23 protein-coding genes are annotated in these 26,451 nt (G+C 29.7%); 1 reads left to right on the plus strand and 22 read right to left on the minus strand.

Annotated elements, in window-relative coordinates:
* Positions 1 to 3: 3 nt before the first annotated feature.
* The 21 genes from NHF47_RS15420 to recR all read right to left on the minus strand — a co-directional run bounded on the left by NHF47_RS15420 (position 4) and on the right by recR (position 24,525).
* Positions 4 to 1,908 carry a nucleoside-diphosphate sugar epimerase/dehydratase gene (locus NHF47_RS15420; protein WP_252765779.1) on the minus strand — a complete coding sequence of 635 codons (1,905 nt, stop codon included), beginning with the start codon at positions 1,906 to 1,908 and terminating at the stop codon, positions 4 to 6.
* A gap of 28 nt (positions 1,909 to 1,936) precedes the next feature.
* Complete coding sequence (locus tag NHF47_RS15425; protein WP_252765780.1) at positions 1,937 to 3,061, minus strand: DegT/DnrJ/EryC1/StrS aminotransferase family protein; 1,125 nt, start codon at positions 3,059 to 3,061, stop codon at positions 1,937 to 1,939.
* Positions 3,058 to 3,609, minus strand: coding sequence for a sugar transferase (locus tag NHF47_RS15430; protein WP_252765781.1), 552 nt, complete (start codon positions 3,607 to 3,609; stop codon positions 3,058 to 3,060). The genes NHF47_RS15425 and NHF47_RS15430 overlap by 4 nt, the downstream gene beginning before the upstream one ends.
* The gene (locus NHF47_RS15435; RefSeq protein WP_252765782.1) at positions 3,606 to 4,220 is read right to left on the minus strand and encodes an acetyltransferase; all 615 of its coding nucleotides are present in this window, start codon (positions 4,218 to 4,220) and stop codon (positions 3,606 to 3,608) included. The genes NHF47_RS15430 and NHF47_RS15435 overlap by 4 nt, the downstream gene beginning before the upstream one ends.
* Before the next feature lie 3 nt (positions 4,221 to 4,223).
* Positions 4,224 to 4,829, minus strand: a complete 606-nt coding sequence (locus NHF47_RS15440; protein WP_252765783.1) for a sugar transferase — start codon at positions 4,827 to 4,829, stop codon at positions 4,224 to 4,226.
* Positions 4,822 to 5,982: a glycosyltransferase family 4 protein gene (locus NHF47_RS15445; RefSeq protein WP_252765784.1), complete on the minus strand. Its 1,161-nt coding sequence runs from the start codon at positions 5,980 to 5,982 to the stop codon at positions 4,822 to 4,824. Before NHF47_RS15445 ends, NHF47_RS15440 begins: the two co-directional genes overlap by 8 nt.
* Positions 5,975 to 7,054 carry a glycosyltransferase gene (locus NHF47_RS15450; RefSeq protein ID WP_252765785.1) on the minus strand — a complete coding sequence of 360 codons (1,080 nt, stop codon included), beginning with the start codon at positions 7,052 to 7,054 and terminating at the stop codon, positions 5,975 to 5,977. The genes NHF47_RS15445 and NHF47_RS15450 overlap by 8 nt, the downstream gene beginning before the upstream one ends.
* A 1-nt stretch (position 7,055) precedes the next feature.
* Positions 7,056 to 8,999 (minus strand): asparagine synthase (glutamine-hydrolyzing), encoded by a 1,944-nt coding sequence (gene asnB / locus NHF47_RS15455; protein ID WP_256477044.1) that lies wholly within the window; start codon positions 8,997 to 8,999, stop codon positions 7,056 to 7,058.
* Positions 9,000 to 9,016: 17 nt separating this feature from the next.
* On the minus strand, positions 9,017 to 9,910 hold the full coding sequence (locus NHF47_RS15460; protein WP_252765786.1) for a glycosyltransferase family 2 protein: 894 nt from the start codon (positions 9,908 to 9,910) through the stop codon (positions 9,017 to 9,019).
* A gap of 4 nt (positions 9,911 to 9,914) precedes the next feature.
* Positions 9,915 to 10,862 carry an EpsG family protein gene (locus NHF47_RS15465; protein ID WP_290800202.1) on the minus strand — a complete coding sequence of 316 codons (948 nt, stop codon included), beginning with the start codon at positions 10,860 to 10,862 and terminating at the stop codon, positions 9,915 to 9,917.
* A gap of 226 nt (positions 10,863 to 11,088) precedes the next feature.
* Positions 11,089 to 12,207, minus strand: a complete 1,119-nt coding sequence (locus tag NHF47_RS15470) for a glycosyltransferase (RefSeq protein ID WP_252765788.1) — start codon at positions 12,205 to 12,207, stop codon at positions 11,089 to 11,091.
* Positions 12,204 to 13,283: a glycosyltransferase family 4 protein gene (locus NHF47_RS15475; protein WP_252765789.1), complete on the minus strand. Its 1,080-nt coding sequence runs from the start codon at positions 13,281 to 13,283 to the stop codon at positions 12,204 to 12,206. The genes NHF47_RS15470 and NHF47_RS15475 overlap by 4 nt, the downstream gene beginning before the upstream one ends.
* A gap of 4 nt (positions 13,284 to 13,287) precedes the next feature.
* Positions 13,288 to 14,394 (minus strand): polysaccharide pyruvyl transferase family protein, encoded by a 1,107-nt coding sequence (locus NHF47_RS15480; RefSeq protein WP_252765790.1) that lies wholly within the window; start codon positions 14,392 to 14,394, stop codon positions 13,288 to 13,290.
* Positions 14,395 to 14,403: 9 nt separating this feature from the next.
* The gene (locus NHF47_RS15485) at positions 14,404 to 15,399 is read right to left on the minus strand and encodes a nitroreductase family protein (protein ID WP_252765791.1); all 996 of its coding nucleotides are present in this window, start codon (positions 15,397 to 15,399) and stop codon (positions 14,404 to 14,406) included.
* Entirely contained in the window at positions 15,392 to 16,903 is a 1,512-nt protein-coding gene (locus NHF47_RS15490) for a lipopolysaccharide biosynthesis protein (RefSeq protein WP_252765792.1), read from the minus strand. Before NHF47_RS15490 ends, NHF47_RS15485 begins: the two co-directional genes overlap by 8 nt.
* A 10-nt stretch (positions 16,904 to 16,913) precedes the next feature.
* Positions 16,914 to 18,191, minus strand: coding sequence for a nucleotide sugar dehydrogenase (locus NHF47_RS15495; RefSeq protein ID WP_252765793.1), 1,278 nt, complete (start codon positions 18,189 to 18,191; stop codon positions 16,914 to 16,916).
* 3 nt (positions 18,192 to 18,194) lie between these two features.
* On the minus strand, positions 18,195 to 19,586 hold the full coding sequence (locus tag NHF47_RS15500) for a UDP-glucose 6-dehydrogenase (RefSeq protein WP_252766111.1): 1,392 nt from the start codon (positions 19,584 to 19,586) through the stop codon (positions 18,195 to 18,197).
* Positions 19,587 to 20,564, minus strand: a complete 978-nt coding sequence (locus NHF47_RS15505) for an SDR family oxidoreductase (protein ID WP_252765794.1) — start codon at positions 20,562 to 20,564, stop codon at positions 19,587 to 19,589.
* 12 nt (positions 20,565 to 20,576) lie between these two features.
* Entirely contained in the window at positions 20,577 to 23,030 is a 2,454-nt protein-coding gene (locus NHF47_RS15510; protein ID WP_252765795.1) for an exopolysaccharide transport family protein, read from the minus strand.
* 5 nt (positions 23,031 to 23,035) lie between these two features.
* On the minus strand, positions 23,036 to 23,836 hold the full coding sequence (locus tag NHF47_RS15515; protein ID WP_252765796.1) for a polysaccharide biosynthesis/export family protein: 801 nt from the start codon (positions 23,834 to 23,836) through the stop codon (positions 23,036 to 23,038).
* Between the two features lie 68 nt (positions 23,837 to 23,904).
* Positions 23,905 to 24,525 carry a recombination mediator RecR gene (recR, locus tag NHF47_RS15520; protein ID WP_252765797.1) on the minus strand — a complete coding sequence of 207 codons (621 nt, stop codon included), beginning with the start codon at positions 24,523 to 24,525 and terminating at the stop codon, positions 23,905 to 23,907.
* Positions 24,526 to 24,599: 74 nt separating this feature from the next.
* On the opposite strand from recR, the gene NHF47_RS15525 reads away from it, so the two are divergent.
* Positions 24,600 to 26,120 (plus strand): sodium:solute symporter, encoded by a 1,521-nt coding sequence (locus tag NHF47_RS15525; protein WP_252765798.1) that lies wholly within the window; start codon positions 24,600 to 24,602, stop codon positions 26,118 to 26,120.
* On the opposite strand, the gene NHF47_RS15530 is transcribed toward NHF47_RS15525, so the two are convergent.
* Positions 26,091 to 26,447 (minus strand): CoA-binding protein, encoded by a 357-nt coding sequence (locus tag NHF47_RS15530; RefSeq protein ID WP_252765799.1) that lies wholly within the window; start codon positions 26,445 to 26,447, stop codon positions 26,091 to 26,093. The two genes, NHF47_RS15525 and NHF47_RS15530, sit on opposite strands and share 30 nt — an antisense overlap.
* Positions 26,448 to 26,451: the final 4 nt, after the last annotated feature.

Genomic DNA, 26,451 nt, shown 5'->3' on the forward strand with positions numbered 1-26,451 from the left:
AATTTAATTGTCTAATTGTTCATAAATTGAATTCATACTTTTGAATTCGGGTATTATTTTCTTCATTTCACAAACAATTTCCATATCAGATATTCTTTGGGCAACATCAATTAATTGCGAAATTTTTAAAATATTATCGTTATAATTTTCATCCATTTCTTGACAAATCATAATTTTATCATGATGGGTTGGTAAGGTTTTAGAAGCATCATTTAACAATTCTTCATACAATTTCTCTCCTGGTCGCAAACCTACAATTTGAATATCAATATCTTTATAGGGTTCATAACCTGCCAATTTAATCATTTTCTTAGCCAAATCGATAATTTTGACTGGTTTACCCATATCAAATATAAAAATTTCACCGCCTTTACCCATAGAACCTGCTTCTAATACGAGTTGGCAAGCTTCAGGAATAGTCATAAAATAACGAATAATTTTAGGATGTGTAATTGTGATGGGACCTCCTTTACGAATTTGTTCGGAAAAAAGAGGTACAACAGATCCATTAGAACCGAGGACATTACCAAATCGGGTGGTAATAAATTTAGTAATCTTATGCTCGTCGTTCTTGTATTTAAAATATAAAGATTGCACATACTTTTCAGCAATTCTCTTACTGGCTCCCATTACATTGCTTGGATTAACCGCCTTATCAGTGGAAACCATAACAAATTTTTTAACACCATTTTCTAACGATAAATCGGCTAAATTCTTGGTTCCTAAAATATTTGTAAAAACAGCCTCACAAGGATTTTCTTCCATTAAAGGAACGTGTTTATAAGCTGCAGCATGATATACCATTGAAGGTTTATATTTCTCGAACACACGCTTTAGTACTTCTTTATTTCGTATATCTCCAATAATAGGAACAATTTTGGTATTCTTTTCAAATCTTGAAATTTCAATAGCTAATTTATGCAAGGGAGACTCAGCCTGATCAAAGATGATAATTTTTTGAGGATTGAATTCTAAGACCTGCCAAACGATTTCACTCCCAATTGAACCTGCAGCTCCAGTTATAAGAACTACTTTATTCGAAATTTGCTTTGAAATTAATTTATTATCTAAAATAATTGGTTTTCGTTCTAATAAATCCTGAATTTCAAAATTTTTAATCTTTTTAGATATCTCTCTCTCGTTTTCCCAATCGGCAATAATAGGGACTACAAATACTTTGATATTATTTTCCAAACAATCATCAACAATTTGAATCTTTTGCTCTTTAGTTAATGATTTTTCAGCAAGTATTAATGTTTTTGCTCCCATAGATCGAAGTAAAACCGAAGCCTTTTTGTTTTTATATAAAATGGGTAATCCTAAAATACTTTTTGATTTATTATATCTCGATTTATCTAAAAAAGCAACAATTTTAAATCGGGCTGGTATTTCAGATTTCACTGCGTTTGCAATAGCAATAGCATTCGCGTCTGAACCATAAACTACTGTTCGTATTAAGCTTTTTGAATCGGTTGTGGTAATTTCAAAAACAAATTTTACAATAATTCTAAAAAAGAATAAAAAAGTAAAAGACAGTACAAAACTTATAATTAAAGCTGGGAAAAGAAATATTTTTTTATGTGCTATAAAATAACAACCATAATTAATAATACTTAAAACGAGAAAAGAGCAAAAACTTGCAAAAAATATTTTTACAGCGTCAATAAAAGTAGAATGCCGAATAATCCCTGAAAAGGTCCTAAAAACTCTAAAAAAAAGAATATTAATTAGTAATATTAAAAGGTATTGTTCAACTAATGTTATTGTTTTATAAAAACCTAATGTTAAACTAATTACTATAAGATGTGTAAGTAAATTTGCAAATGATAGAATAACTATATCGATACAAAAAATAATCCACCTTGGTAGATAACCAATAGAAAACAACCGCTCATTCAACTTTATCATTTGCTCCTCTTAAATTATTGCAAAAATACTAAAAAAAATCCCTTACAACAGCTGTTATTCTTTCTTTATCTAATGCTGACAAATTAGATCCTGAAGGAAGGCAAAGACCTCTTTCAAATAAACTTTCGGCAATAGTATTTCCATAATAGAGACTTTTCTGAAATACTGGCTGTAAATGCATTGGTTTCCATAAAGGTCTGGTTTCTATATTTTCTTTTTCAAATGCCAAGCGTAAAGCTTCTCTTTGGGTAAAATTGGTTAATAAAATAGCGCTTAACCAATGATTGGAAAAAAAATCAGTATTGGGTTCCTTAAAAAGAGTTACATCAGGAATGGATTCGAAAAGCAATTCGTAAAAGTGATGCATTTCCCTTCTTTTTGCAATGTGTGCGTCTAAAACTTCCATTTGTCCTCTACCGATACCTGCACAAATATTACTCATTCTATAATTGTAACCAATTTGAGAATGCTGATAATGTGGTGCTTGATCTCTTGCCTGAGTGGCTAAAAAAACAGTATTTTGCTTTACTTTTTCATCTTTGGTAACCAAAGCACCGCCACCAGAAGTCGTAATAATTTTATTTCCATTAAAGGATAAAACGGAAATAGTTCCAAAAGTACCACAGTTTTGTTTTTTATACGTACTGCCTAAGGCTTCAGCACTATCTTCTAAAACAGGAATATCATATTTTTTAGCGATTGCAATAATTTCATCTACTTTAAAGGGCATTCCATATAAATGAACAGCAATTATTGCTTTTGGTTTCTTACCGTTTTCAATACGATCCAAAATTGCTTCTTCTAAAGTTTTGGGACAAATATTCCAAGTATCCTCTTCACTATCTACAAAAACAGGTGTGGCACCTAGATAAACGATAGGATTAGCTGAAGCAGAAAAAGTAAATGTTTGACAAATGACCTCATCACCTGCAACAACACCTAATTGAATTAATGCTAAATGTAAAGCTGCAGTACCCGAGCTTAATGCAGAAACATGGGAATTATTACCTAAATAATTTTGTAAATCTTCTTCAAAACCGATTACGTTAGGTCCTAAAGGTGCAATCCAATTTTCTTTAAATGCCTGGTCAATATACTGTTGCTCATTGCCACCCATATGTGGAGAAGACAACCAAATTTTTTCTGGATTCATCCTTTAAAAACGGTTTTAAAAATTATTTGCAAATCTACTAAAATACTTCGCTTATAATAGTATTCTAAGTTCATTTTTACCTTATCGGGAAACAAAACTGTATCATTATACCAAAGTGGATTTTCTTGTTCACTTAAAATAGCTTCTTCATTAGCATATTTTATTGAAGCTTCCGACGTTAAACCTGGTTTTAATTCTAAAATTTTTTTTGCTTCCCCTTCTAATTGATCATAATATCCAGGTATATCGGGTCTTGGTCCCACAAAACTCATCTTTCCTAAAAGAATATTAACTAATTGTGGTAACTCATCTAGTTTTGATTTTCTTAAAAAATATCCATAAGAAGAAATTCTTTTAGTTCTATCATGAACTGATTTTATCTTGTAAATCAAAAAAGGTTTTCCATATTGGCCTATTCTTTTTTGCAAAAACAATCCAAAAGATTGGGTATCAATGGATGCAATTCCAATTCCAATTAAAAGAATCCAGAAAAACAGCACTAATGCTATAAAAGAAAAAACAACATCAAAGAACCGTTTGGCTGTCATTTTAAATTCATTTTAATTACTCTTCCTGGATTACCCACAACTACAGCAAAATCGGGAACATCCTCAATAATTACTGCACCAGCTCCAATGGTTACCCATTTCCCAATGGTTATTCCTTGGATGACAGATGCACCTATACCTATTTGAGTCCCCTCACCTACAGATACATTCCCTGCCAAAGAAGCATTAGGTGAAATATGAACATAATCAGACAATACACAATCGTGTTCAATAATACTACCTGAATTTAGAATACAATGTTTCCCAATAGTCACGTCAGCATTAACAACTACTTGTGGCATCACTACACTACCCTCACCTATTGCAGCGAATGAAGAAATTACTGCTTTTTGATGAATTGCAGTGAGGTAATTAAAAAGATGTCTCTCTACTATTTCTTTTCTAACCCAATTATCACCTATAGCGATAATAAATTTACTAGACGCATTAAATTCAAAAGCACTTGTTTTAACAACTGGTACTGATAACAGAAAATCAACCTTTGGATTATCATCTATTATAGAAGCAACTAAAATATCATTTGACAACAATATATCTAATACTACTTTAGCATGTCCACTTGCTCCAAAAATATAATTATGTGATTCCATTATCTATAAATTACCTTTAAAAACTTCCATTGTAGCCGTTCCTTCTTGAGAGATTCCCTCTCGTACAAAAACCTTTTTTATTGTTAAAAATACTATTTTTAAATCGAGTAAAAAACTATAATTTTTAACATACCACACATCATATTCAAATTTTTGATTCCAGCTAATAGCATTTCTACCATTAATTTGTGCCCAACCCGTAATACCAGGTCGTATTAAATGTCTTTGCCTTTGAAAATCATTATACAACGGTAAATATTGAACTAGTAATGGTCTAGGGCCAATTAAACTCATATCTCCTTTAATCACATTAAGTAACTGAGGTATTTCATCTAATGAAGTTTTTCTAACGAATGCGCCAATTTTAGTCAATCTTTCTTCATCAGCTAATAAATTCCCGTTGGCATCCTTTCTATCATTCATTGTTTTGAATTTAATAATCTTAAATATTCTTTCATTTTTTCCTGGACGCATTTGAAAGAAGAATGGCTTGCCGTGATTCACAAAACACAAACCTAACGTAACTAAAAAGAATACAGGAAGTAACAGCAGAAATCCTAACAAAGAAAAGCTGAAATCGAATATCCTTTTGAAAAAACTTTTATACATTGTTTTCTTGTTTCTTATATTCATCTAAAACAGCTTTCCAAACTGTTTCTTGCTCATAATTTTCAACAATTTTCTTTCTAGCATGAAGCTTTAACTTTTGATAATACAAAGTATCTTCCAAAAACAGTTTCATTCCTTCAAAAATAGCATTCGCATTTTTTACAGGTATAATCAAACCATTATAATCAGACATGATAATTTCATTACAACCATTTATATCCGTTACAATGCAAGGTAACTCCATTGCACCTGCTTGCATTACCACATTAGGAAATCCTTCTCTATAACTTGGAAAAACCAATACATTTGAAATCGCAAAATAAGGTCGTACATCTGGTTGATATCCTACATGAATAATAGCCGTATTGTTTTCAATTTCTAAAACTGTTTCTTTTTGTAAAGGATCTAATTCAGTTTCATAAGGCCCAACTAACAGTAATTTCGCATTTTGAAAAAAAGTATGTATTTTTTTAAATGCTTGAATTAATTCATTAATTCCTTTATCCGTGACTAACCTACCAACAAAAATGAATACAAAATCTTCAGAACCAATTTTTAATTTATCCTTTAAAACTTGCTGATGTAAAATATCTATTTTTTCTAGACAAAAGTGACGGGTATTAATTCCATTTGAACTTCCTTTACCTATAACTTTAATTTTTTCTTTGGAACAAAATCCTTCATTTAAAATAAAATCATGCAATCCTTCAGAATTCGGATAAACCCTAGTTGCACAAAAATAAATCATCTTCTCAACCCAAACTAAAATTTTTCTTTTCATTCCTTTGGCTTCCATTAAAGGCAAACCTGCTACTGTATGTAAACGGATAGGCACTCTAGCTAATTTAGCTGCCACCATAGCAACCAATCCAGCTTTAGGTGTATGAGAATGAATTATTTGTGGTTGTTCTTTCCTTAAAAAAAAATATAATTTTAAAATAGCAAAAAAATCTTTTAGAGGAGTAATCTTTCGAGTCATTTCTAAATGAAAAACAGAAACTTTTTCATTTTCTCCTACTTGCTCTAGATATTTTTTTTCTGATGAAACAGCAATAACTTCATAAAACATAGTCATATAATTAAGCTGACCAGATAGCAACTTATCTAATGAAATAGGAACCGTAGTAATACGAATTAACTTCTTTTTACTCATTTATTTTATTATAAATTAATTCATAGGCAGAAATCATTTTATCAATATCATATTCTGTAGCTCTTTCTGCACATTTTTTTGAAATTTCAGAATAAAAATCTAATGCTTCTAATTTCAAAATAAGCTCTTTTAATGTTTGAGTATCTGATGTATCAAATAATAAACCTGCATCTCTAACAATATCTGCTAATCCTGAAACATTTGTTGCAATAACTGGTTTCCCAAGAGCCATTCCTTCAATAGCGGCTCTCCCAAAACCTTCCCAATGACTAGACATTATAACAATATGTGCTAAATTCAAAATAGCACCTACATTTTTTTGTAATCCTAAAAATACAACTCTTTCCTTTAAACCTAAATCATCAACCATTTTTTTACAAGTAGTCATTCTTTCACCATCGCCAACAAATACTGCTATATATTCATTGGGTAACAATGTTAAACATTTAATTACTGTATCTTGATCTTTGGAAGATCGAAAACCAGCTACTTGTACTAAAAGTTTTTTGTCTTTATATTTTTCTGATAATTCATTACAATCTTTTTTGGCTTCAATTCTTACTTGTGATAAATCAACACCATTAAAAATAGTAATAATGTCATTTCTTTTAAGGTGTTGAGAAAGCGCTACATTTGCTTCAGGAGAAATAGCTATAATAGCATTATACTGTTTATATAGGAATCGGTCTAGCCAATTAAAGATGGTATAATCTCTCCTTTTATTATAGGTACTATGTTCTGTATATACTAATTTTATTTTTGATTTTGTAAGTATTTTAGCTAAAGCCACCCAATACAATGTAGGAAATAAATGCGCATGAACAACATCATATTTTTTAAATAGTTTTGCAATTTTAAAAATATAAAAAGGATTATAAATGTTATTTTGCAATCCTAACCAAGAAACGGATACGCTATTATCAAGTAATTCTTGTCTAAAAAAAGTAGGGTTTCCATCTAACAATAAAACGTCCATTTCAAAACCTCTTTGAATATGTTTAGGAACATTTACAACAATAGATCTTTCTGCACCGCCTATATTTAGTGAATTTATTACTCGAAGTATCTTCATTTTATCCATTTTTATGTTCGTCCAACCAAGCTTGAAAAACGACCACGTCCCATAGTTGATTTTCCCAGTTTCTTATACCAGACAAATGCTCTTTCCATCTAGTGCGCACTATTTTTGCATTGAAAAAACCTTCCTCAATTAATCTTTTCTCGTCTATTAAGTTTTCACACCATTCTTTCAAAGGGCCTCTTAGCCAAATTGCCAAAGGAACACCAAACCCCATTTTAGGTCTCTCAATAAGATTTTTGGGCACATATTTATACAGTACTTCTCTTAAAACCCATTTGTCTACTCCATTCCTTAACTTATATTCTACAGGTAAAGACAAAGCAAAATCAACAACCCTATGATCTAACAAAGGCACTCTAGTTTCTAAAGAATTAGCCATGGCGGCCCTATCTACTTTAGCTAAATTATTATTAGGCAAATATGTGATTAAATCTGTAGCCATCATTTCAGCATAATAATTTGTAATATGCAAAGGGTTAGATTCAAAATATGTAGCTACCTTTTCGCTCTCTAAAACCCAATCATTTGCCTGTAAATTATGAGTCATAAAGCCTTTAGCATAGAATTCTTGGCGGTTTTTAAACTTCAATAATTCTGAAGCTTTTAATAATTTATCCACCACATTAATTGGAATTCCTTTTTCATTTTTTTTACCTTTGATAGGAGCTACCAACGTTTTCAATATCGGATAAGGCAAAGTTTGAATTCCATTTCCAATACTTCCTCTTACAAAAGAAGGAATTTTAGAAATTCTATTCCAAGATTGGCAGGCCAATTTATAACGAGAATATCCGCAAAAAAGTTCGTCTCCAGCATCACCAGATAAGCTAACAGTAACTTTTTTCTTAGCAATTTTTGAAACCAAAAAAGTTGGAATTTGAGAAGACTCTGAAAAGGGTTCAGAATAAATTTTAGGTATTTGCGGTACAATATCTAAGAGTTCTTTAGATGAAATATATGCTTCATGATGATTGGTACCAATATGTGATGCCACTTTTTTTGCATGGATTGCCTCATTATATTCTTTTTGATCAAATCCAATAGAAAAAGTATTAATTTTAGTTTTAGATTGCGCTTGCATTATGGCAACAATGGTACTAGAATCTACTCCTCCTGATAAAAAAGCACCTAATGGAACATCGGCTTGCATTTGTTGTCCAACTGCATTAAAAAGCAAATCTTCTAATTGGCTTACAGCTTGATTTGGTGTTTCAACATGAAGTGATTCCTGTTTCGTATTCGCTAATGCAATAGTAGACCAATATTTATTTTTTTCAATGGATTTATTTTTCAAATCAAAAGTTAATAAACTCCCCACTTCTAATTTGAAAATACTTTCATAAATAGAATATGGTTCTGGTATGGCTGCATGTTGCATATACAAAGCCAAAGCATTTCTATTTATTTTATTTGAAAATAAAGGAAAACTTTGCAATGATTTAATTTCAGAAGCAAAAACAAAGTTTTCATTAACCCATCCATAATATAATGGTTTTTCCCCCATTCTATCTCTAATTAAGGTTAGGGTTTCATTTTCTGAGTCAAATAAAGCAATGGCAAACATACCGATACATTTGGCAAGCGTTTCTTGCAAACCCCAAATTTCAATAGCAGCTAATAGTGTTTCGGTATCTGAAGTTCCTTTCCAAAATATTTTTTGCTCTCTATCTAATTGATTTCGCAACTCTAAATGATTGTATATTTCTCCATTAAATACAATTTGATAACGTTTCGAAAAAGAAACCATAGGCTGATGCCCAGTTTGAGACAAATCAACAATTGACAAGCGAGCATGTCCTAAACCTATTTTTAAATTTTCATGATACCACGTACCGCTACTATCAGGACCTCTATGATTCATTTTTAAAATCATAGTATCTAAAATATTTTTAAAATCTAAATTTCGTTCACTTATAAACCCTGCAATACCACACATAATTTAGTAAATTAGAATTAATTTTTATTACGATATTTTATATATAGATTTAAAAGTATTCCAAAAGGAATTGCAAAAAAAGTATTTATAAAATAAGGATTATTTTTAAAAAAATTATACTGCTTTAAAAAGAGGTTACATGAAACATAATGAATGGCAGCTTTCCATCGTATTTTAAAATAATTTGAAAACTGCATTTCTATTAGTCTTGCATAGCGAAATCCTTTAGGATGTCGAACATATTGTTTAAAAATATTAAGTGAGGAACCATCTTCTAAATATTCTACTATACAAAGAACTTCATTTAAACAGAGTAATTCATAATCTTTATCTATTTGAAGATACAAACTTCCAAGGGGCACAAAACTTTCCCCTTCAAAAATAGGATATTTTGGATATTTTTTGACTATTTCAGTTCGATAAACTAATTTTTTATCTCCATTAATTTTATATTTATAATATAAATCTTCTAATGTAGCACTCTTTCTATTTTTAGGCATTTCTTTACCTAATACTTTACCGTCTTTAGTTGCATCTAAACCTACAATTCCTGCATACTTATTACTTCCATACTTTTCCCAAAATAGGATTATTTTTTCAATACAATTATCTGTTAAATAATCATCTGAATCAATACACACATTAAGTTCCGTTTGAATGGTCTCATAAGCCGTATTATATGCCCCGTGCATCCCTTGATTCAATTGAAAAACATATTGAATAGTAATTTTATTTTCATTTATCCAAGAGGCAACAAGCTCTTTTGTGCCATCAGACGAACCATCATCGATAATTAACCAAATAAAGTCCTTACAAGTTTGTCTAAGCAGACTTTCATAAACTTGACTCAGACAATAGGCTCTATTATAGCTCGGCGTAAATACGGTTATTTTTGGAATAATCTGGTTCATAAAATTAAGCTAAAACGACATTTAGTAAAAAAGTAAACATAAAATAAAAAAGTAAAACGATAGCTGCTTTTCTTGTCTGATTGAATAGCATTTGTTTTTTTAAAAAGGGATAAATAATAATTACACCCATCATAAACCAAGACAAATAAGCAAATCTATTACTAAAGTTTGCACGAATTACTAATATCCAAAAAGCATTTGACAAAAGATATACATTAAATAATCGATGATATAATTTATCATCAAAATTCTTTTTTACAATAAAATACCATCCTGCATATACAGCTGATGCACTATATAATAAAAAATCCCATCTAAAACCACTATAAGCAAATTCATCCCCATTGACATTCCCATCAGTTAAGTAACTAATTCTCTCATCTCCAAAACCTAGAGAAGCAAATAAAATCTCAAAAGAACCTCCAGCAATTAAAGAGAGTGGAATACAGAGAAACCAAACCCGAAGATAACTTACTCTAGTATTATATATAAATGTTAAAATATAAGCTAACACTGGTAAAAGCATCGATTTGTGAAAAAAAACGGCCAATATAGCAATCGAAATAGCCCAAATTTTATTATTATCAAAGGTAAATGCATATAATAAAATGGCAGCACCTAATCCATTTCTTATTCCATTAGTTCCATAGGCCCAAAATGAAAATGAACTCACTAAAACAATAAAACCGAAATACCAATATTCCTGAAACAATTTTTTAGCCACTAAATAATGCAAAAAAACGTAAATAAAGGAACATATTAAAAAGAAGAAAACCTCATTTAAATACAGTGCCGAATATTTCATAAGTAACATAAAACCATATTCATTTTCATAAAACGTACTTATGGAGCCGTCTGCAAACTTATTAAACACTTTTAAATAAGCACCTGTATCACCCATGTAGCCTTTATCCAAGGGTCTTAGCCCAATGTAAAGCAAAATAATTATCACAATAAAAACTCCAGTTTTTGAAGAATATTGGAGTTGAACTTTAGAAAAATTCTTAGCAAATAATAGTATTACTAAAATAAAATTAAAGTAATAAAATAAGGGTGTATAAAGTTCTATTGGAATAAAATCTATCAAGCAAACTAAAATTTAGTTATTTCAGCAAATATAATTTTTAAAATAGGATTAAAAAAGAGAATAGTTACAAACTTATCTTTATGAAAAATTATCATTTACTCATAAAATGGAACAAATCAATCCAGCGTTGCATGACATTTGCAACTCCAAAAACGACCACATTTTCTTTAGCTTGATGTCCCATTTTACAACGTAAATCCAAATCTGAAATTATATTTATACAGCTTTCAGCTAGTCGCGTCACATTTTGATCCTCCACAAGAAAACCATCTTTTTTATTAGTAATAATATTTCTGGGACCATAAGGACAATCAAAAGAAAGCAGTGGTAATCCTAACGACATAGCCTCTAATAAAATCATAGGAAAGCATTCTGTTTTAGATGTCATTAAATAAAAAGAATAATCCAGCATTCTTTCATGCAAATCTGAAACCGCATCGTGAATAAACACGTTATGTTGTAAATTATTTTTCCGAATTAGCATTTGAAGTCCTTCAATATAGTCTGTTTCTCCTTGACCAAAAATATCTAATTTCCATTCTGGACATTCAGAAACAACAATTTTCCAAACTGCTATAGCTTTTTCAAAACCTTTTACAGGAGCAATTCTTCCCGCTGCAATTGCTTTCAAATTTACTAAATCAGCTGTTTTTTGATTAGTAGTGTTAATTGGATTAGGTATAACAATAAGGTTATTACTATTGTAAAATTGCTCTTCATCTTTATTCAACAGTACTAAAACATCATATTTAGATTCAATAAAATCATTAATTATAAAAGGTAGTTTTCGCATTCCCTTTTTTTTCTTTCGCTCTATTGAAGAATAAAATCGAGAAGCATGAAACTCTTTTATTTTGTTTATTTTTCGATAAAAAAAAGGAGTCCAATAATAATCAAATGCAAGATTACATACAATGATAAAATCGGGGTTTATTTTTTTAATTGCCTTACTCCATTTTAAAAAATGCTGTGGTATTTTTTTTAAATTAAAACGACTGAAATAACTTTTTGTCCTTATATAGTTAATTTCTAAATCAATAAATTTCACTTTTTCAGAAAATGAATAGCAAGGTTTATTTCCCTTTTGTTCCGTTGTTATAACATATACTTCATAACCTAAAACATCAGCAAAATAATTAGCCTTGGTAGCCATTACTTTTTCAATACCTCCATGTAAATAAACCTGATCTGTTGTAAAAACTATTTTCATGGGATTAAGTCCTTAAAAAGTTGATCCCATTTCAACATAATCTGATCTGGCAAATACCGCTTTACATTTATTTTAGCTTGTGCTCCCATTTGCTTCAACTTTTCTTCATTTTGGATTAAAAAAATTATTTTTTCTGTCATTTCCGATACATTTTCGGGGCTCACTAAAATACCATCTTCATTTGTTTTTATAATATCTCTTGGTCCACTAGGGCAGTCAAAAGCAACACAGGGTAGGCCACAAGACATCGCTTCAATTAATACCATTCCAAAACCTTCTGTTCTAGAAGGTAATATTAATAAGGAAGCGTTTAAATATACCTCTTGTATGTTTGAAATAGGATCATAAAAAGAAACAGAGGTATCTATATTTAGCTCTTTTGCTAATTGTATAAATGTCTTATTAGAATCAATTTTACCATAAATACTTAAATTCCATTCTGGAAATTTTAAAACTATATTTTTCCAAACTTGTAAAAGTAAGTCATATCCTTTATTGTAAGAGTGTGTACCAACCACTACCATTTTCTTATGTGTAAGTGAGCTAGACTCTTGGGGATAAAAACTTAAAGGATTAGGAATGATTTGAGAGTTTTTAAGCGACCATTCTTTTTCATTTGAAGAAGTTAGCACTACGAATTTAGAAAAGGTACTACCTAAAAAACGCATGAATGATTGTTTTAATTTTCCAAATTTTCTTGAGGAAGTATTGTGTAAAATAGAAGCATGTCTTTCATAAATAATTGGATATTTTTTTGACAGCAATATAGGTATAAAAAAACCTTTTAACCCATCATCGCAAACACAAATCACATGGGGTTGCACCTTTTTGACAACCTCTTTAATCCCTTTTGTATAACTATTGTAGAAAGAAAATACTGAACCAATTGCTTTTATATCATGAATTTTAATTTTATCACTAAAATTATAAAAAAAAGAATCTTGATTATTATTCAAGACTACTATATGTACATCATAATTTAATTTTTCAGCTAAATAACTAGCTTTAACAGACAAAACCCTTTCAAGTCCTCCAGCTCCCTTAATTCCATTTGTGATGTATAAAAGTTTTCTCATAAAATTAAGTTGTCATTGCTTTGATTAAAAAATCTTTAGATTTTTTAACAGCCTCATTTCTTAAACGATTAATTTCATGAAATTCTATGGGTTTAAATTGATTACAATCAAAATCATTTGAAACTAACAAATGTGATAAATTAAATAAGTCTAATAAATCTCTCATTCTAGTATTGATAGCATCTGTTCTATTAACAACAATAAATTGCTTATTAAAAATCAATGAAAATGCGACCGAATGAAATGAATTAGTTATTACAAATTTAGCATTGTACATTAATGATAAAAATGTTTTAGGGTCATGTAAATAAAAGTTTTTATCAGCATAATTTATATTTTCATTGATTGCATATATCTTACATCGTAATTTTAGAGCCATTTCTTTAGCTATTTTTTGAATTAATGCATTATTATCAAAATCATAAACAAAGACATAGGAATCTTCTTTTACACTAACAAATTCTTTAATCCAATGAGAATCTTCCAGTAGAAAAACGGGATCTAATACTTGTGTCACTTCATGAATTCCTAAATCTTGTAAAATTCTTTTCCCAGAAGTTTCTCTTACAGAAATATGATTTAAACGACTTACTTTTTCTTTTACAAAAGCTTTTAGTTCAGTGGAAATGGAGTCTGTAGCAAAACTAGCTGCGTAAGAAATTTTAATTTTGGAATCTGAAACAAAATCTAAATAAAAAGCAGGGTCTTTTCCATTTTGAAAAAAAGAATTCCAAATTTGATCACTACCACAAATATAAATATCAGCTAATGGTGGATTTGCTTTTAACTGTTGATTATCTTTATAAAGAGTTTTTCCAACATTCAGATGCTTTTTTGAAAAAATATCAAATCTTCTTTTCTTTTGTAACTTATAAATTCGAGCTGGTAATTTTAAAAACAAATAAATTATTTTTAAAAAAATATTCTTATTAAACTTAGGATTTGAAACAACCCATAATTTAAAATGCCCACTTAAATAATCAGGCTTATAGTGGATAGCCTCTGCATCATACCCTAAAGATTCTAAATAATTTAGCAAAGCATATTCTTGTAAAACAGCTCCATAATTATAAACCTCATGACAAGTAATTGTTTTTACCTTTAAAGACATAAATACTTATTAATGATTGATTAATATTTGATTTAAATCCCTTCTTTTTGAGATAGCGACTTTAAAAACTTCTTTGATACTTCCTATTGCAATCATCATAATAACGCGTTCACTTTCTTCAATTTTTGCAGTTCTCTTGAGTTTTTTTTCATCCACAAAAGGCATACATGTATTTAATGGACATGTTCCAATTCCATAAAAATGCAAAGCATTGATAACATTCATAGCAAATAATCCTCCATCTACAAATACCTGATTTGTTTCTAATTTCGTAAACATTCTAATATCTGTAGTAACGACAATAACACCCTGTATTACTTCTTTAAAACCACCATGTCCATTTTGAAAAGCCAAAACTTTTAATACATCTTTTTTTTTCGTAAACAAATGAGCTTTCCATGATTGTCTATTACAAACAGACGGAGTAAATCTAGCTAAATCGATAGCCTTTTCTACTTTTTCAACATCTAATTCAGAAATATCAAAATCTCTAATACTGGATCTTGCCTTTATAAAATTTTCAAAGTCAAAATTTGTAGCGTTTGCAATTTCTTCTTTGGTAATTGTCTTTGTACCACCTATTTTTTCTTCTGAAAATTCGGTCGAAATAAATATTGCTATCGTTCTAAAATAATCTGTGTCTAAATTTACGCCACTTCTTTTATTAAACTCATAATATTCTGACAAACAATTTTTTATAGCTAAAATCAAAGATTCATTCCCATATTCTTCTATAAACAAAGTTGCATCCTGAATTAATTTTATTATTTTTTGTTGACCAAATTCTGTACGAGTATGTGGTAAGGCTAAACCCTTTTCTACAATGTGATAATTTTTTGTCAGAGAAGCAACTTTATTTTGTTTCGAATTGGTCTTACTTAGTTTGAACGAATATTTAAAAAAAAGAGAAAGATCATACATTTTATTTAAATACTCACCAAAAGATGTTTGCCAAAATAAAAAAGCATAAACTTTATTTTTAAATCTTTCTTTAAAATTATTCATTTTTATTTATTTTAAACTTTTTGAATAAACCGTTCACTAAATTTAATTCATATTCATTAAAACTAAACTTATAAACCATTATTAAATAGACAATTACATAAAATAAAATTTTAATTCCTAAGATAATCCAATTTATTCCATTAATGATATTAAGAAAGCTAGTTATAAGTAGAATTAAAGGAAACACATAAATCATTCTCTTAAATAGTTCTATAAAAAATCTTTTTATATCTAATCGAATTACTTTTATATAATAATAATTAAGAATAATTTGACTCATAATCCAACAAAAACAAATTCCGAAAATCATTCCAATTGTTGGATTAAATCTTGTCAAAAATATTCCTAACAAGACACCTAAAGAAAGAAAAATTAAATTTAATATTGCTTTAAAAGAATACTTCCCTTTGGCTTCCAAAATGGAGTTCCCAAAAATTTGTATCAAGGGAATTGTATAACCTATCATAATTATGATTGCTATTAACCATGAATCAAAATAAGTTTCACCAACCCATAATTCAATAAAATTTTTTCCGAAAAGCAAAAAACCTCCAAAAATAAGAAATAGAATGTACATACATAGTCTTCCAACCAAAATCATAGTATCTGTAAGTTCTTTCTCAGAATTATTATTTGCAATCATTTTAACGGCTTTTGGAATAAAAAGTCCAGAAATAGCAGATGAAAAAGTAGCATAATAAGACCCCAACAAAACACCTACACTATATATCGCAATAAACTTTGTTCCAGATATTGCGCCTAAAACAATTTGTCCAGATTGCCATTGAAATTGACTTGCTATAGCATAAACAAAAATCCATATGGAGTATGAAAAAATATTCTTTATAGCATAACCACTTAATTCATGTAATTTAATTTTAACTTTTAAAAATTTAAAAACATAGAAAGCACTTATGGTAATAAAAACACAATTAAGTATCGTATCTAAAATTACTAATCCTAGTGAATCAGCATTTAACATTAAAATTGTAAAAATCAAAAGAGCTCTAACTAAGTATTTTATTAAAGTTAGTGCTCTTGGAAAAACAAACTTTTCATAGGCAGAACAAATTGCATTAAACGTTCCTCCAGGTAAAGTAATAGTCAAATTAAAAATTAATATAGCAAATAATTTTTTTGCTTTTGCTAATTCAATAGTCGATAATTTATTAAAAAAAGAGTGAATATTATAATAAAAGCCAATGCCTACTAATAAAATAATTAATGATATAAAAGCATAAATTAACATTGTAGTAGCTAAAAAATTCTCTTCTTTTTTTAAATCATTTTGAGCTCTATATTTAGCTACAAATCTTACTATAGTGTTATTTAAACCAAAATCTAATATACTAATATAAGCAATCAATGAGCCAACTAAAGTATACAATCCATATTCAGAATTCCCTAACTTCCTAATAATAAAAGGTGTTAATACTAAACCTAGGGCATTTGTTAAAAATATTGTACCGTAAGATAAAATTGCACCCTTTTTTAATTGACTCATTCTATTTTAGTTATAATCTACTGGTCGCTTTATTTCCAAGAATTCCTTTTACATCATAAACAATTCCATTTTCTTTTAAATGGGCTTCTAAATCAATCGTTAAAAATTCTTTGTGAGAGACTCCTAAAACGATTGCATCATATTTTTCAGAAGACAATTTAGTAGTACTTTCTATTTTATACTCGTGTTCCACTTCAACGGGATTAGCCCAAGGATCATAAGTAGTAACATTAACACCATATTCTTGTAAAGAGGCAATTACATCTACTATCTTAGTATTCCTAACATCTGGACAATTTTCTTTAAAAGTAATTCCTAACATTAATACCGAAGCCTTATTAACACTTATTCCTTTCTTAATCATCAATTTCACTATTTGAGAAGCAACATACTCACCCATAGAATCATTTAATCGTCTACCTGCTAGAATAATTTCGGGATGATATCCTTTTTCTTGTGCTTTTTGGGCAAGATAGTAAGGGTCTACACCTATGCAATGACCACCAACTAAACCCGGTTTAAATGGCAAGAAATTCCATTTAGTACCTGCTGCTTCTAGTACAGCGTGAGTATCAATTTCAAGTAAATTGAAAATTTTAGCTAATTCATTAACAAAAGCAATATTGATATCTCTTTGAGAATTTTCAATCACTTTAGCAGCTTCAGCTACTTTAATTGTTGGCGCTAAATGAGTTCCAGCAAGAATAACTTTTTTATATAATTCGTCTACTTTTTTACCAATATCAGGAGTTGAGCCAGAAGTAATTTTTAAAATTTTTTCAACCGTATGCTCTTTGTCTCCAGGATTAATTCTTTCAGGGGAATATCCTGCGAAAAAATCTTTGTTAAATGTGAGACCAGAAACTCGTTCTAACACAGGAACGCATTCTTCTTCAGTAACTCCAGGATAAACAGTAGATTCATATATCACTATGTCTCCTTTTTTTAAAACTTTAGCAACAGTTTCACTAGCCTTATACAAAGGTGTTAAATCTGGTCTATTATGCTTATCTACAGGTGTAGGAACCGTGACTATAAAATAATTACACTCTTTTATATCTTCTAACTTATTTGAACAGAAAAGACCAATTTCACTAGTATTTTCTGATAATAGCACTTTTTTCAAAACGTCATTTTCAACTTCTAAAGTAGAGTCAATCCCTTTATTTAGTTCTTGTATTCTATTCTCGTTAATATCAAAACCAATAACTGAAAATTGAGTGGCAAACAGTCTAGCTAGTGGTAAACCTACATATCCTAATCCTATAATAGCAATTTTATCTTCCATAATTTATGATCCAATAGATTGATAAATAAAACCTATACTTTCTAATTGTTCTTTATTTAATAAATTTCTTCCGTCAAATACAAATGCTGGTTTCAACATACTATCATATATTTTTTGCCAATCATATCCTTTAAATTCATCCCATTCTGTTAAAATTGCAATTGCATGGGAATTTTCAACAGCAACATAAGGATTGGAAGCAACAAAAATATACTTATCATTCTCTTTTTCAGTTCTCGTTTCTAAATAATTTAAATCTGAGAGTATTTGTTTTTCTTGAACTTGAGGATCGTAAACAGCAACTAGAGCCTGTTCGCTGATCAAATCATCAGCTACATATATAGCAGCAGATTCACGAGTATCATTGGTATCTTTTTTAAAAGCCCAACCTAGAAAAGCTATTTTTTTTCCCGAGACAGTATTATAAAGAGTGCTAATAATATTTTTTGAAAAGCGTCTCTTTTGATGATCATTCATTATAATCACTTGCTCCCAATAATCAGCTACTTCATTTAAACCATATGACTTTGCAATATATACTAAATTTAAAATATCTTTTTGAAAACAAGAACCTCCAAAACCAACAGAAGCTTTTAAAAATTTTGACCCAATACGACTATCCATACCAATTGCTTTTGCAACTTCATTAACATCTGCACCCGTTTTTTCACATAACTCACTCATGGCATTGATAGAAGAAACACGTTGTGCTAAAAATGCATTTGCTGTTAATTTTGATAATTCAGATGACCAAACATTTGTGGTTAGAATTTTATCTCTAGACACCCAATTTGCATAAACCTCAACTAAACTGTTTATTGCTTTTTCACCTTCAGAAGAAGTATCGCCTCCAATTAAAACCCTATCTGGAGAAAATAAATCTTCAATCGCAGTACCCTCAGCTAAGAATTCAGGATTGGATAAAATTTGAAAATTAACACTGTTTCCTGTATGATCTAAAATATCTTTAATTGCTTGAGCCGTTCGAACGGGTAAGGTTGATTTTTCTACTACAATCTTATCCGTTTTAGCTACTCTTGCAATTTGTCGGGCACATAATTCAATATATTTTAAATCTGCTGCCATTCCTTTACCAATACCATATGTTTTTGTAGGTGTATTTACGGAAATAAAAATCATTTCTGCTTCATCTATCGCCTTATCAACGTCTGTAGAAAAAAATAAATTTCTCCCTCTTGCTTCTTCTACCACTTTATCTAATCCAGGTTCATATACTGGCAACTTACTAAGGTCTAAATCATTCCAAGCATTAATTCTATCTTGATTTAAATCTACTACAGTTACTTTTATATGAGGACATTTTTGAGCTATTACTGCCATGGTAGGTCCTCCAACATACCCTGCTCCAATACAACAAATATTTTTAATCATAATTTATTTTAAATTTTCCCAATACCAATTTACAGATTCTCTTAATCCTTCTTTTAATTGATATTTAGGCTGATAACCTAAAAGTCTCTTTGCTTTTTCAATACTTGCAAGCGAATGTGGAATATCTCCTACTCTATTTGCTCCATGCAAAACGCTTACATTTTTAATCTCTTGATTATATTGCGATAAATATTCTTTTAAATAGTACACCAATTCATTTAGTGTGGTTCGATCACCACAAGCTGTATTATAGACGGTATTTACAGCTGCTTTATCCTCAACCAACATTGCTAATTCATTCATTTGAACTACATTATCGATATAGGTAAAATCTCTGGAGTAATTTCCATCACCATTAATAACAGGGCTTTCTAAATTTATCAATTGCTTTACAAATTTAGGAATTACTGCTGCATAGGCTCCATTTGGGTCTTGATTTCTTCCAAAAACATTAAAATAGCGTAGCCCTATTGTTTCTATTCCATAGGTCTTTGAAAACACATCTGCATATAACTCGTTCACATATTTAGTAATTGCATAAGGAGATAAAGGTTTTCCTATAACTTCCTCAACTTTTGGCAATGATTCAGAGTCTCCATAAGTTGAAGAACTTGCAGCATAGATAAATCGTTTTACTTTAGCTTCTTTTGAAGCCATCAACATGTTTAAAAAACCAGTTACATTTACATCATTAGAAGTGATGGGATCAGCAATCGATCTTGGAACACTACCTAATGCCGCTTGATGTAGAACATAGTCAACTCCTGCTGTTGCTTTTTTACACTCTTCAAAGTTTCGAATATCTCCTTCAATCAAAGTAAAGTTAGGATTTGATAGAAAAGGCGCTATATTATGTTTGTGACCTGTTGCAAAATTATCTAAACAAATTACAGTATTATCTTTACTCAAAAAATAATTACACAAATTTGAACCAATAAATCCAGCTCCTCCTGTAATTAATATTTTCTTATTACGTATCAAATTATTCTTACTTTATTTATTTATTTTTTTTCTTTTCAACATTTTTCGCCATCCTTTTGGTTCTTGTAATTCATCGTGATACCCTTCACCATATATACCATAACCGTAACCATAACCGTAACCATAGCCATATTTTGCTTTATTTTGAAAACCATTAAACAGAATACTTATATTTTGTAGTTCTCCTCGTTTATGTTTTTCATTTACAACAGACAACATTCCTTTTTTGGTAAATCCTTGTCTGGTAACATACAAAGTAGCATCACAAAAATGCGCTAATTCCAAAGCATCTGAAACTAAACCTACAGGAGGCGTATCTAAGATTATATAATCGTATTGTTGTTTTAGCTCTTCAATTAATTCTTTCATACTCTCTCCCATCAATAGTTCAGCTGGATTAGGAGGTATTGGCCCTGAAGAAATAACATCTAAATAAGGTACATGTGTTTTTTGAATCACTTCTTCTAATTTCTTTTGACCAATTAAGTAATTTACCACACCTATAATATTATCAATATTAAAATCACCAAAAATCCTTGGTTTTCTTAAATCGAGACCTACAATAACCGTTTTCTTTTCACTAAGTGCAAAGACAGTAGCTAAATTAATAGAACAAAACGTTTTCCCTTCACCACTAACAGAAGAGGTCAACATTAATATTTTAGCCCCCTCTTTGTTTTGCTTTTTATACAAAAATTGTAAAGAAGAGCGTATGGCTCTGAATGATTCAGCTAAAGGCGATTTAGGTTTTTCAAACACAGACAAATTGGTATCCGTATTTTTCTTACCTATTACCCCTATTACAGGAATTTTAGTTAATTTTTGAATATCTTCAATTAAATTAATATTATTATCTAATAAGACAATTACAAAAATAATCACTAATGGAATTAGCAAACCTAATATAGTTGCTAAAATATAGTTGATACTAGTTTTAGGTCCTCTTAAACCTCCTCCTACATCTTTTGCAGGATCAATAAAATCAATATCTGAAATATTCGCAGCTTTAACTATTTCTGCTTCACTTCTTTTTTGTAAAAAAGTGCTATAAATATTATCTTTTAAATTATATTTTCTAGAGATTTTTAAATGTTCTTGTTGCTGTTCTGGTAAAACACTAACTTCAGACTCAGCTTGCGCAATATTTCTATTTACAATATTTAAATCAATCATTAAAGCACTTTTAGAACTTGAAATATTCTCTAAAAGCACTTTCTTTATGGCATCCATTTCTACATCAAACTCGGTAAACATTTTACCACTCTTTACCGCATAATTTAATTCAGCTCTTTGTTTGGATAGCTCTATTAATCTAGAAACATTATTTACTATATTAGGATCTTCAATACTAGCTACTGTTGGTGCTGGCAAATTAGAAAAATCAACACTTTTATCTAAATACGTTTTTAAATTATCTAAATATCTTATTTTTCGAACCGTTTCATCTTTTTGAATATCATATTCTGAGATTCTTTGAGTTAACAATTCTCCACCACCTTCTAATTCAAAAACATTTTTCCCTTTTCGGAAATTTTTCAATTCATTTTCAGCCTCTTTAATTTGACCTTCCATTACCAAAAGAGTACTATCAATAAAATTAATGGTATTGGTAGCAAAAAGGTTTTTGCTATGCAACTCATTCTTTCTCAGTAATTCTACGGTCGTATTTAAATATTCAACCAATCTGTTTTTATTGGAACCGACTAATTGCAGACTAATCACAGATTGTGCTTTATTATCTGCTGCTACATCAATATTTTTATATTTGGCAACTGTAGAATTAAAGTCTTCAAATCTTAAATAATATTCTTGATTTACATATTGATTGGCATCTGAATGAAGATGCAGTTTAAAATGAGCAAAAGGTAAGTTTACTTCTTCGTCTATTTTAAATTTTTTACTAGAATAAGTTTCATCCAAATTTACTTGACTTCTCGAATTATCTACATAATGAATAAGTGTTCGGGAAGGAAATTCATTAAAATCAACACTTAATTCATATTCACTAGCATTGATAAATTTTATTTTTATAGGAACAAAAGCCAATTGCCCTTTATTTTTATCAATTTTTACATAAAACGGTACATTTCCGTAGGCATCTTCGTAAAAATATTTCCCTTTAGTTTGATATTGAATGTAATATTCTAATTTATCTACAACTAATTCATTATGTGATCTAGAGCGAAGTGTGGTAATAACGGTTTGGACTTTATCAGAAACACCTCCCCAATTAAAAACTAAACTCGTATTAGAAGTAAAAAATGGATTGTTTTCATCTTTAACAACGATTAAAGATTCCATCCCATATAATTTTTCTTTTCTTATATTAACATTATAAGCAATTACAAATGAAATAATTAACGACAAAACAAACCATTTCCAATAGCTAATTACTTTTATAAAAAAACCTTTAAAATCGAAATTAGATTGAGATTCAAAAAAAGTAAAATCTTTTGCGTCTAGCATCTTTATTACAAATTTCGGGTTAATAAAATTGTGGTTGTAACCAATGACAAAGCAGTAATAATAGTACTAATCGTTTGTACACCTGTTGTCCCTGTTCCCCATGATTTTTGTTTTAATGGTTTAATATAAATATAATCATTGGGTTGTAAGTAAAAATAAGGAGAATCTATCGCTGTGTCTTTAGTTAAATCTACAGTATAAGTTTCATAACCATGAGGATATTTACGAATAATTTGCACTTTTTTACGGTCACCAGTCATCGTAATATCACCAGAATTAGCTATAGCTTCCATTATTGTAGCTTTATCTTGATACAATACATTTGTTCCTGGATTCGTAATTTCACCATTAATAGTATATCTTAAACCAGCTAACTTAACAGTAACATACAATCTCGCTTCCGAATTAAAATATTCATCTAATAATTTCTTTTCAATAGTTGCTCTAATCTCTTCTAAGGTATATCCTAAAACATTAAGATTCCCTAATACTGGAATTCTAATATTTCCATGATCATCCACACTGTATCCTGTAAAATATAAATTTTGAGGCGTAATTTGATTTTGACTTTGATTTTGAGCGGTTGAAGTATTAAACATCTCAACTAGCTTCTGATCTAAAGCCTTAATTGTTATGGTTAAAATATCATTGGTTTGTACCCTATAAGGCTTGGCCACCACTTCTTTCACTTCATTATCAGTAGCTTTTTTATCAGTTTTTTGCAGGTATACTAAATCCTTATTGGGAATACATGAAGTAAAAAGCAACGCAAAAGCAAATAGATATATACAATTTTTAATTTTCATTTTCTCACTTTAAATAGCAAATATAGTTTTTAGGAATTAATCTATAACGATACGTACTTAAAATTATATTAAACTTGTTTAATTGATTGTTCAAATGGAATGCGATGCATTAAGCTTCTTCCTAAAGTTACTTCGTCAGTATATTCTAACTCATCTCCTATTCCAATACCTCTTGCGATAGTAGAAGTTGTTATTCCAAATTCCTTTAATTGTTTATAAATGTAAAAATTAGTGGTATCGCCTTCCATAGTGGAACTAAGAGCAAAAATAATCTCATTAATCCCACCCTTACTCACTTTCTCAATTAATGGTTTTATATTTAATTGAGTAGGCCCAATCCCTTCTATAGGGTTGATTTTTCCTCCCAAAACATGATACACACCTTTAAAAGATCCCGTAGCCTCTATAGCCATAACATCTCTTACGTCTTCCACAACACACACTATGGAGATATCTCTTTTAGGGTTAGAACAAATTAAACAAATTGAGGTATCCGAAATATTATAACACGATTGGCAATATTGTATTTCATTCCTCATTTTATCCAATGCTAAACTCAACTGATTGGTTTGCTCAACTGGTTGTCTTAATAGATGCAAAGCCAATCTCAAGGCAGTCCTTTTACCGATACCTGGCAATTGAGCAATTTCATTTACTGCGTTTTCTAATAATTTTGAAGGCAATTCCATAACGGCAAAAATACAAAACTTAGTCTTTACAATAATTTATTTATTCTATTATCTTTGTTACTCAAATCTAGATTATGAAACCAATTACAATTATCACAATAATTCTGTCTTATTTTTTAGTATTAGTTGCTTTTTCTTTTTGGATAGGAAGAAAAGAAGAAAAAACGAACGATTCTTTTTTTAAAGGTAACAAACAATCTCCTTGGTATTTAGTAGCATTTGGAATGATTGGAGCCTCACTTTCTGGAGTAACTTTTATATCCGTTCCAGGCTGGATCGAAAGCTCTCAATTCAGTTATATGCAAGTGGTACTTGGTTATATGGTAGGTTATTTTGTTATTGCAACGGTTTTACTTCCCTTGTATTACAAATTAAATCTTACTTCAATTTACACCTATTTAGAAGGTCGTTTTGGGAATCATTCCTATAAAACAGGAGCTTCCTTATTTTTAGTATCGCGAGTGGTGGGAGCTAGTTTTAGATTGTTTTTAGTGGCCAATGTATTACAAATTATTCTATTTGATGAATTGGGAATTGCATTTTGGCAAACTGTAACAATTACCGTTCTTTTGATATGGTTATATACCTTTCAATCAGGAATTAAAACTATAGTTTGGACAGATACTTTACAAACACTATTCATGCTTATTGCATTAGGAGTGACTATCTATTTTGTAAGCGATTCCTTAGGATTAGATGCTACAACAATCACTAGTTTTATTTCAGAAAGTAGTTTATCAAAAACCTTCTTTTTTGAAGATGTTTTATCCAAAAATTATTTTTGGAAGCAATTTATTTCTGGAGCTTTTATCGCTATTGTTATGACAGGTTTGGATCAAGATATGATGCAGAAAAACTTAACCTGTAGATCATTAAAGGATGCTCAAAAAAACATGTTTTGGTTTACCATTGTACTTACAATAGTCAACTTAATCTTTTTATGTCTAGGACTTTTATTAACTGTTTACGCTCAAAAAAATGGTATTGATGCACACAAAGATGATTTATTCCCAGTCTTAGCAAAAAACTATTTAGGTTCTGGGATTTTTATTTTCTTCATTTTAGGACTAATTGCTGCTGCATATAGTAGTGCTGACAGCGCATTAACCTCGTTAACTACTTCGTTTAGTATAGACATCTTAAATATCGAAAAAAAATATAATACTGCTGAGCAAGTTACAATTAGAAAAAGAATTCATGTACTTATTTCGCTCCTTTTAATTTTTGTAATTATCGCATTCAAATACCTAATTAAAGATGCAAGTGTTATTTCTAAGTTATTCACTTTTGCTGGTTATACATATGGTCCTTTATTGGGTTTATATGCCTTTGGACTTTTTACCAAAATGAAAGTAAAAGATAAATGGGTACCTGTAATAGCAATTACCTCTCCAATCCTAACTTACATTATAAGTATTGGGGGCGTAATTTACAGTTATTTTACCATTGATTTTTCAACTTGTGAAACCTCAAAATGGGATTGTGCAACTACATTCGCATCCAATCATTATTATCAATTTGGATTCGAATTATTATTAATCAATGGCTTATTAACCTTTTTAGGCTTAATACTGATTCGTAGCAAGCAAAACTAAAGTACAAGCCACTTCATACTGAATATTATTTTCGTCTAAAAGTGTATAAAATTCTGGATTCTCAGTTCCAGGATTAAAAATAACACGTCTTGGTTGTAAGGAAATGATATAATCATAATATTCTCTTTGTACAGTAGGATTGATATACAAGGTAACGGTATCTACTCCTTTAAAAGGTATTTTCTCTGTTTCAATAGTGATATCCAATGCCATTCCTTTTTTGGCACCTATAGCAACTACCTGATGGCTTTTACCTACAAGATTGTGAATGGCTTTATACGAGTAACGTTCTTTATTAGTGGTAGCCCCAATGACTAAGGTTTTCATTTGT

The organism is Flavobacterium sp. NRK F7 (assembly GCF_024054195.1).
Classification (GTDB): domain Bacteria; phylum Bacteroidota; class Bacteroidia; order Flavobacteriales; family Flavobacteriaceae; genus Flavobacterium.

Coding starts and splice junctions, on each gene's coding strand:
- NHF47_RS15420 (WP_252765779.1), bottom strand. CDS start 1,908: ATGATAAAGTTGAATGAGCGGTTGTTTTCTATTGGTTATCTACCAAGG.
- NHF47_RS15425 (WP_252765780.1), bottom strand. CDS start 3,061: ATGAATCCAGAAAAAATTTGGTTGTCTTCTCCACATATGGGTGGCAAT.
- NHF47_RS15430 (WP_252765781.1), bottom strand. CDS start 3,609: ATGACAGCCAAACGGTTCTTTGATGTTGTTTTTTCTTTTATAGCATTA.
- NHF47_RS15435 (WP_252765782.1), bottom strand. CDS start 4,220: ATGGAATCACATAATTATATTTTTGGAGCAAGTGGACATGCTAAAGTA.
- NHF47_RS15440 (WP_252765783.1), bottom strand. CDS start 4,829: ATGTATAAAAGTTTTTTCAAAAGGATATTCGATTTCAGCTTTTCTTTG.
- NHF47_RS15445 (WP_252765784.1), bottom strand. CDS start 5,982: ATGAGTAAAAAGAAGTTAATTCGTATTACTACGGTTCCTATTTCATTA.
- NHF47_RS15450 (WP_252765785.1), bottom strand. CDS start 7,054: ATGAAGATACTTCGAGTAATAAATTCACTAAATATAGGCGGTGCAGAA.
- asnB (WP_256477044.1), bottom strand. CDS start 8,999: ATGTGTGGTATTGCAGGGTTTATAAGTGAACGAAATTTAGATTTTAAA.
- NHF47_RS15460 (WP_252765786.1), bottom strand. CDS start 9,910: ATGAACCAGATTATTCCAAAAATAACCGTATTTACGCCGAGCTATAAT.
- NHF47_RS15470 (WP_252765788.1), bottom strand. CDS start 12,207: ATGAAAATAGTTTTTACAACAGATCAGGTTTATTTACATGGAGGTATT.
- NHF47_RS15475 (WP_252765789.1), bottom strand. CDS start 13,283: ATGAGAAAACTTTTATACATCACAAATGGAATTAAGGGAGCTGGAGGA.
- NHF47_RS15480 (WP_252765790.1), bottom strand. CDS start 14,394: ATGTCTTTAAAGGTAAAAACAATTACTTGTCATGAGGTTTATAATTAT.
- NHF47_RS15485 (WP_252765791.1), bottom strand. CDS start 15,399: ATGAATAATTTTAAAGAAAGATTTAAAAATAAAGTTTATGCTTTTTTA.
- NHF47_RS15490 (WP_252765792.1), bottom strand. CDS start 16,903: ATGAGTCAATTAAAAAAGGGTGCAATTTTATCTTACGGTACAATATTT.
- NHF47_RS15495 (WP_252765793.1), bottom strand. CDS start 18,191: ATGGAAGATAAAATTGCTATTATAGGATTAGGATATGTAGGTTTACCA.
- NHF47_RS15510 (WP_252765795.1), bottom strand. CDS start 23,030: ATGCTAGACGCAAAAGATTTTACTTTTTTTGAATCTCAATCTAATTTC.
- NHF47_RS15515 (WP_252765796.1), bottom strand. CDS start 23,836: ATGAAAATTAAAAATTGTATATATCTATTTGCTTTTGCGTTGCTTTTT.
- recR (WP_252765797.1), bottom strand. CDS start 24,525: ATGGAATTGCCTTCAAAATTATTAGAAAACGCAGTAAATGAAATTGCT.
- NHF47_RS15525 (WP_252765798.1), top strand. CDS start 24,600: ATGAAACCAATTACAATTATCACAATAATTCTGTCTTATTTTTTAGTA.
- NHF47_RS15530 (WP_252765799.1), bottom strand. CDS start 26,447: ATGAAAACCTTAGTCATTGGGGCTACCACTAATAAAGAACGTTACTCG.